Source organism: Desulfobacter sp., assembly GCF_050177295.1.
Genome location: NZ_JBFXHE010000215.1, coordinates 1 through 7,502, shown reverse-complemented (window position 1 = coordinate 7,502; position 7,502 = coordinate 1). Strand labels below are relative to the sequence as shown.

Annotated in this window: 8 protein-coding genes; 6 read left to right on the top strand and 2 right to left on the bottom strand. The window is 46.3% G+C overall.

Translation table 11 applies throughout. The features are described from left to right. A partial coding sequence (locus AB7U36_RS14630; RefSeq protein WP_428160472.1) for a hypothetical protein occupies positions 1–433 on the top strand: 433 nt, incomplete at its 5' end. 80 nt (positions 434–513) lie between these two features. Beyond that, entirely contained in the window at positions 514–717 is a 204-nt protein-coding gene (locus AB7U36_RS14625) for a hypothetical protein (protein ID WP_004075214.1), read from the top strand. Between the two features lie 134 nt (positions 718–851). Here AB7U36_RS14625 and AB7U36_RS14620 read toward each other — a convergent pair whose 3' ends face one another. Next, on the bottom strand, positions 852–2,036 hold the full coding sequence (locus AB7U36_RS14620) for an exo-beta-N-acetylmuramidase NamZ family protein (RefSeq protein ID WP_428160471.1): 1,185 nt from the start codon (positions 2,034–2,036) through the stop codon (positions 852–854). Between the two features lie 237 nt (positions 2,037–2,273). Between AB7U36_RS14620 and hisC the strand changes: the two genes are divergently transcribed. From hisC to sppA, 4 genes are all read left to right on the top strand, one after another. Beyond that, positions 2,274–3,365: a histidinol-phosphate transaminase gene (gene hisC / locus AB7U36_RS14615; RefSeq protein WP_286818403.1), complete on the top strand. Its 1,092-nt coding sequence runs from the start codon at positions 2,274–2,276 to the stop codon at positions 3,363–3,365. Between the two features lie 4 nt (positions 3,366–3,369). Next, a complete protein-coding gene (cmk, locus tag AB7U36_RS14610) occupies positions 3,370–4,029 on the top strand; it encodes a (d)CMP kinase (RefSeq protein ID WP_428160470.1) in 660 nt (219 codons plus the stop codon). A gap of 125 nt (positions 4,030–4,154) precedes the next feature. Further along, the gene (locus AB7U36_RS14605; RefSeq protein ID WP_276999441.1) at positions 4,155–5,945 is read left to right on the top strand and encodes a 30S ribosomal protein S1; all 1,791 of its coding nucleotides are present in this window, start codon (positions 4,155–4,157) and stop codon (positions 5,943–5,945) included. Between the two features lie 119 nt (positions 5,946–6,064). Continuing rightward, positions 6,065–6,967 (top strand): signal peptide peptidase SppA, encoded by a 903-nt coding sequence (gene sppA / locus AB7U36_RS14600; protein WP_428160469.1) that lies wholly within the window; start codon positions 6,065–6,067, stop codon positions 6,965–6,967. A gap of 8 nt (positions 6,968–6,975) precedes the next feature. On the opposite strand, the gene AB7U36_RS14595 is transcribed toward sppA, so the two are convergent. Then, positions 6,976–7,502 (bottom strand): L-threonylcarbamoyladenylate synthase (locus AB7U36_RS14595; protein ID WP_428160468.1); only part of this gene is annotated, 527 nt, incomplete at its 5' end.

Here is a 7,502-nt window from a genome sequence, read left to right as displayed (position 1 = left end):
TAGAAACGCTATTATTTTATGTATTTTTGTTCTGGTGGCTGAGACCAGATTATTTATCGGTGCAAACAAACTCATAGGGTGTCCTTTTTTTCCTTCGAAGCTTGAAGGGTCAATCGTGGCAGGAACGTTTTTTTCGGTTAATTCAATACCAGAGCTTGGTTTACATGGCAATATGATAATTTTTATAAAACAGCCTGGGGCTGACTTGGTTTCTCAACACCGAGCCTCAATCCACAACCAAAACATTAAAGGCAGTTCAAAAATTTATTTTGCCTTTCATAAAATAATGATCGAAATAACCGCTCATCTTTATGTCAACATATTGAATTCAAAATATTTATTTAGGTGTCTCGATATAGATAAAAACGCCTTGATAAAATCAGGGGCCTGTGATACTTTTCTCCATCTATTTGAAATTGAAATAAGCATATAAGCAAGTACATTAATTTTTTTGGGTATGGATCACGTATTTACGTATCAAATGTTTAGACGGGAATTTAAGGAGGATAACCTATGAAAACGTTAATTGGCGGAGCTATTGCAGTTCTTCTCGGAGTTGTTGGTCTGGCGGTATGGTTTACAGAGTTTATACAAATTATTACCGGATGTATCCCTGTCGTTCTTCTCGTGGGTGGCGGTTTTGCACTCTACCTTGGATTTGACGAGTTGAAAGACTCTTGGAAAAATGACGAAGGCGTTGACGCTTCTGCCGATTAAACCAAGACCTAACTTGCCGAATCGTAAAAAGAATCGGCAGTAGGAAAAGCGCAATATAATTCCGCGTTGTCGGATTTATCAGTCCATAGTATAAAGCTAAAAAGGGGCCGTGATAGAAAGTCACGACCCTTTTTTTATTTGTATATATAAAAGTCGTGTGACTCCTGTCTAAACTCCTGCAATGGTCTCTGCCAGGCCTTTTCCAATTCAACAGGATCATTCATTTTTTCAATATTTTCCCGCAAGCTCCGGCTTCCTAAAATCAGGTCCATGGGCAGGCGCTCAAATTCATATTCATAGGGCGGCGCCTTGAACTGAAACCCGTTGGGGTGTGCTCTCATGATTTCCTGTAATAAAATCAGGGCACACAGATAGGGTTTATATTCATCTCTGTCCATGATGTGGATTTGAACCCCTTTGCATGTCTGGTTCTGCCATTTTCCGGATGTGGGTTGGAAACACAGTGGCCGCAGCACAATGCCTTTAAGACGGTCTTTCACGGCCTGTATCAATGTCATAGTATCCACATAAGGCGCGCCGAATTGTTCAAAGGGCAGCGTGGTCCCCCGTCCTTCCGACAGATTGGTGCCTTCAAAGATAACCTGGCCGGGATAGACCATGGCGGAAAGCGGGGTGGGCAGGTTCGGGGAAGGCGGAATCCAGACTAATCCGGTGTCCTGCCAGTACATATCCCGGGTCCATCCCTGCATGGGAATCACGGTAAGGTCACAACCGATCTTTTGGGTTGTATTGATATAGGTGGTAATTTCGCCTATGGTCATGCCGTGGCGCATGGGTATGGGGTATCGCCCAACAAATGACGCACACTCTTCTTCAAGGATATTGCCCTCTACCTGCAGGCCGCCAACAGGGTTGGGCCGGTCCAGGATCACTACGGATCTGCCGAGTTTTGCTGCCGTTTCAAGGCAGTATGAGATGGTATATATAAAGGTATACACACGGGTCCCCACATCCTGGATATCAATGATCAGGGTATCGATGGGGTCAAACATATCGGCTGTGGGAACCCTTGTTTCACTATATAGGCTGAATACCGGTATATTCAGATCAGGATCCCTGAAATGCCCCGATTCAATCATATTGTCCTGCTTTTCGGCAAAAAAACCGTGCTGGGGTGAGAACAAGGCGCAAACGCGCCCTGGAAAAAGTCTGCTTAGAACATCCTTTGCATGTGCAAACCGGCTTGTGATTGAGGCCGGATTTGCCAGGAGGCCTAAGCGCATGCCTTTCAAATATTCAGGCGGATTATCGCAAAGGCTCTCCAGTCCGGTTTTAATCCTTGGTGCGTTTTTGTTCAATGCTAACCTCCAATGCTAACCTCCAAATAATCTTTATCGTCCTCTTAATCTTGCCCATGCTCTAAATACCGATAAATTCGAGCAAGATTAAGATTAAGAGCAAGAAAAACGGCCGAGAGGGTAAGGATCATACTTTACAATCCGTATGACTCATTATCACAGGTGTTGACAAAAATTCAAATCCTAACTAATTAGTACTGTTTTATCCAACCTGCAAATCAATGGAGCACATTTTTCATGTCGTTTTCAATCAGTGAGTCCGTAAAGGCCATAAAACCCTATGAGGCCGGCAAACCATTAAGTGAGGTAGAACGCGAGTATGGTATTTCCAACGCGGTAAAGCTTGCCTCCAATGAAAACCCTTTCGGGTGTTCGCCCAAAGTGGCCCAGGCTGTCTTGTCAAAATTGTCCGCGATGAACCGGTATCCTGAGCCGGTCCCTTTTATACTATGCCAGAAACTTGCTGAAAAATACCATGTTCAGATGGAGAATCTGGTCATTGGAAACGGTTCCGATGATATCATTGCCCTGCTTGCTCATGGATTTTTGGACCCCGGACAGGAAGCGGTGATGCCGCTGCCTTCCTTTCTGATGTATGAGATCAGCGTGAAAACCGCAAAGGGTGTTCCGGTTATGGTCCCCCTCAAGGATTTTTCCACCAATCTTGACGGGCTTGTCAAGGCGGTCACCCCAAAAACGAAACTGGTGTTTGTGACCAACCCCTTTAATCCTACCGGGGCTGTGATTACCAAAGATGAATTTTTACGGTTTGCCGATCAATTGCCGGACACTGTGCTGATTGTCGTGGATGAAGCGTATATCGAATTTGTACGCGACGATTCGGTCTATAATGCTTTGGATGTGCCGTTGACGGATCCAAGAATCGTCACCCTAAGAACCTTTTCCAAAGCATACGGCCTTGCCGGTTTCCGCATTGGCTACGGGGTTATGGATAAAGCTGTCGCTGAAATTTTAAACCGGATACGTCAACCCTTTAATGTAAACGCCCTTGCCCAGGTTGCGGCCCAAGCCGCGCTGGAAGATACCGATTTTCTCTCCAAAACCATCTCCGGCACCCACCAGGGCATTGATTTTTTAACGCAAAAATTCACGGAAGCCGGTTTTGAGGTGCTGCCCACCCAGGCCAATTTCCTTATGATGGATGTAAAGACCAATTCCCGGGAGATCTGTGAGAAGCTGCTTCGAAAAGGGGTGGTGGTGCGTTCTCTGGCATCCTATGGATATGACACCTTTATTCGCATCAATGCCGGCACGGACCAGGAAAATAAGATATGCGTGGATGCCCTGATCAGTGTTGCAGGCAAATAAAATAATGGGCAGGCGTATTGTTACCATTGACGGGCCGGCCGGTGCCGGTAAAACAACGGTTTCAAAAGCGCTTGCAAGGGAGCTTGGCTGGGTTTATGTGGACACCGGTGCTTTGTATAGAGCTGTTGCGTTTGAAATCAAGCGCCGGCAGATCAACTGGGAAGACAGTGGTCGGCTTGAACGGTTTCTTGCCTGCCTTGATCTTGATTTTGTCATGGACGGACGGGACCCTGTTCTGACATCATCAGGCCGGGATATCAGCGCATATATCCGCACCAATGAAATCAGTATGCTGGCCTCGGCCACGTCGGCGATCCCCCAGGTGCGAAGGGCATTGCTGGGGATTCAGAAATCCATTGCCGGGGAAAGGGATGCCGTGTTTGAAGGCCGGGACATGGGTACGGCTGTTTTTCCCAACGCGTCCTATAAGTTTTTCCTGACCGCTGATGTTAACGTACGTGCCCGGAGACGATTTGAGGAATCAAACGCCTCCGGAATTTCATTTGGAAAAATTCTCGAAGATATGATCAAGCGGGACGCAGATGATACCCAACGTGCCGTATCCCCATTAAAACAGGCTCCGGATGCTCTCCTCATAGATGCAACTGCATTAAATGTTTCCCAGGTCGTTGAAAAAATGAAAAGCATCATCAAGAAGGTTTAAAAAGTTCCGGAATTCCTTGATTTTTCATTTTTTCGTTGGTATAAGAACCAATTGTATCCGCCTTCGCCATCTTTTCCTTATGATCCAAAGGCGGGTAACATCATCGATTAGGGGGATAAACATTAATGAACAACAACATTGCTGAAGAAAACCAAAACATGAATCAAGAATTAGAGACCCAAAATGAGGTAAAAGAGTCCGAAATCGAACTCACCGGAGAAGAGACCATGGAAGAACTGCTGGATATCTATGATTCCAGCCTCAGTAAATTTGAAGAGGGACAGGTTGTCACCGGAACAGTGATCTCCGTCGGCAGGGAAACAGTCCTTGTGGATGTGGGATACAAATCCGAGGGGCAGATTTCAATTCATGAATTCATTAGTGAGGACGGCAATGTCAGCGTCAACGTCGGCGACGAGTTTGAGGTGATGATTGAAGTATGGGACGAAGAAGAGGAGACTGTCCTTCTGTCCCGTGACAAAGCCAAAAAGGTTAAAGTGTGGGACGCCATCAAGGATATCTACGACGAAGACGGTACCATTGAGGGTGTCATCACCAGTCGGGTTAAAGGTGGTTTCTCCGTTGATATCGGACTGCTGGCCTTTTTGCCCGGCTCCCAGGCGGACCTGCGGCCCATCCGCAACATGGATGAAATGGTCGGCCAGACGTATACCTTTAAAATTCTCAAGTACAACAAGAAAAGAAACAATATTGTTCTGTCTCGCCGGGTACTGCTTGAAAACGAAAGAGAAAAAATGCGCAGTGCCACCCTGTCTGCCATTGAAAATGACAAAGTCATGGAAGGTATTGTCAAAAATATTACCGAATACGGTGTCTTTGTTGATCTCGGAGGCGTTGACGGACTTCTCCATATTACCGATATTTCGTGGGGACGGGTTAAACATCCCTCTGAACTCTTCTCCGTTGGCGATCATATCAAGGTGAAAATTCTCTCCTTTGATTTTGAGAAGGAACGGGTCTCCCTGGGCATGAAACAGTTGACACCTGATCCCTGGACAACTGCTGCCGATAAATATCCCATTGGTTCCAAGATCAAAGGCCGGGTTGTCAGCCTGACCGATTACGGGGCGTTCATTGAGCTTGAAGAGGGTGTCGAAGGTCTTATCCATGTTTCTGAAATGTCCTGGACCCGCAAAATCCGTCACCCATCCCAGATGGTTGCCGTGGGCGAACAGGTTGAGGCCGTTGTTCTGGATCTTAAACCTGAAAACCGTAGAATCTCTCTGGGCATTAAACAGACCGTCGAGAATCCCTGGGAAGTCATTTCCCAGAAATATCCAGTGGGCACGATCATTGAAGGAAAAATAAAGAACATTACCGAATTTGGTCTTTTTATCGGTATTGATGACGACATTGACGGCCTGGTTCACATCTCTGATATATCCTGGACCAAACGGATCAAGCATCCTTCCGAAATTTATAAGAAAAATGATACCATCCAGGCAGTTGTACTTGATATTGACAAGGCCAATGAAAGATTCTCTTTGGGCATTAAGCAGACCCAGATAGATCCATGGGAAACCGTTGCCGAACGCTATGACGTGGGCAAGGAAATTTCCGGCGTCATCACCAACCTCACCGATTTCGGTGTGTTTGTAGAGCTTGAAGAAGGCATTGAAGGGCTGGTTCATGTATCTGAAATCAGCAAGGAAAATATCAAGAGCCCCAAAGATCATTATCAGATTGGCGAAACCATTACGGCCAAGGTAATGAATATCAATTCCGATGAAAGACGGATCGGCCTGTCCATCAAACGCCTGAACGAAGATGATGATGACAACAGATATCTTGAAGAAATTGCAAAAAGTTCCAAACCTGCCGCATCCGCATTTGGAGAGATGCTGAGAAGCAACATTCAGGAAAAACTGGAAGCGGAGAAAAAAGAAAACGAGTAATCCCTGTCTAACAGGCAGTAGCAGGATTGCAATTTTTTAAGTTTTGAAGGCCGGACAGATCCTCTAAACAGGGACATCCGGCCTTTTCAGTTCCAATCAAAATTAAGGAAGAATCCCTTATGTTTGCTAGACGCCATCCTTTTTTGTTTTTTCTTTGTGTTATCTGTGCCTGCTTTACCTTAGGGTTGCTTGCCCTCTCCGGTGTTGCCGTGCTGGGTGCTATTGCCGTGAACAGTGAGATCAGCGGTGCCATCGCCTCATCCCGGGGTAATATCGGCGTGGTTGAGGTGACGGGTCCTATTCTATCTTCAAAAAAAATTATTAAAGATATTCAAGGTTTCAAGGATGATGACACCATTAAGGCGATTATTTTAAGGGTTGACAGTCCCGGCGGTGGAATCGGGCCTTCCCAGGAAATCTACCGGGAACTTTTGAAGACCCGTGATGCAAAAACCGTGATTGCCTCCATGGGTTCTGTTGCAGCCTCAGGAGGGTATTATATTGCGTGCGCAACCCAGGGTATTGTTGCAAATTCGGGCACCATCACGGGTTCCATCGGCGTAATCATGGAGTATGCCAATCTTGAACAGATTGCTAAAAAAATCGGGATCTCTCCTGTGGTAATAAAAAGCGGTGAATATAAGGACATGGGATCCCCCACGAGAGAGCTTAAAGAGAGTGAAAAACAGCTGTTTCAAAATCTTGTGGATGAACTGCATGCTCAGTTCGTATCCGATGCGGCTGCAGCCAGGAATATGGAAACCGATGCCATGGCCAAACTGGCTGACGGCAGGGTTTATACCGGACAGACCGCCATGAAACTTAAGCTTGTTGATCGTATCGGCAACATGGATGATGCTGTGCAGTGGGCCGGACAGATGGCCGGCATTGAAGGTGAACTGACCCCTGTTTATCCCAAAGAGGATAAAATAACCCTGTTCAGAAGACTGGCCGAAACCCTGCTTCAGGATGTTAATTGGGGCAGCAGTCTGTCCGAATCCTTCAGGTATGTTTTCAACTAAGAACGAATCTACTCAAAAATATCAACCTCGCCTGCACCGTGCCTGATTACCTCTGGCTCGTCCTCAACCAAGGAGATTACGGAAGAGGGGATGTTCGGCACAGGACCTCCATCCAGAACCATGTCTATCCTTGCGTCGAAATAATCATGGAGTAGGGATGCATCTTCAAACACTTTGCCGTCAGGGTCTGTGGCCGAGGTTGAAATAATGGGGTTTCCCAGTTGCAGGGCAAGGTTGATGGCGATTTGATTGGCCGGGACTCTGATGCCTGCGGTTTTTCTTTTTGTCAGCATAATTTTGGGCACCATCTTTGATCCGGTCAGAATAAAGGTATAAGGACCGGGCAGCAAACGTTTCATGTGGCGATAGGCTATATTGGAGACCTTGGCATAGTCGGCAATATTTTTTAGATCCGGGCAGATGAAGCTGAAAGGCTTGGTTTTATCCCGTTGTTTGATCTGGTATATTTTTTCAATTGCCTTTTTGTTCATGATATCACAGCCGATACCGTAAAAGGTGTCTGTGGGATAGGCGA

Excerpts from the sequence above, each read along its gene's own strand:
- cmk (WP_428160470.1), top strand. The coding sequence starts at position 3,370 with ATGGGCAGGCGTATTGTTACCATTGACGGGCCGGCCGGTGCCGGTAAA.
- AB7U36_RS14625 (WP_004075214.1), top strand. The coding sequence starts at position 514 with ATGAAAACGTTAATTGGCGGAGCTATTGCAGTTCTTCTCGGAGTTGTT.
- hisC (WP_286818403.1), top strand. The coding sequence starts at position 2,274 with ATGTCGTTTTCAATCAGTGAGTCCGTAAAGGCCATAAAACCCTATGAG.
- sppA (WP_428160469.1), top strand. The coding sequence starts at position 6,065 with ATGTTTGCTAGACGCCATCCTTTTTTGTTTTTTCTTTGTGTTATCTGT.
- AB7U36_RS14605 (WP_276999441.1), top strand. The coding sequence starts at position 4,155 with ATGAACAACAACATTGCTGAAGAAAACCAAAACATGAATCAAGAATTA.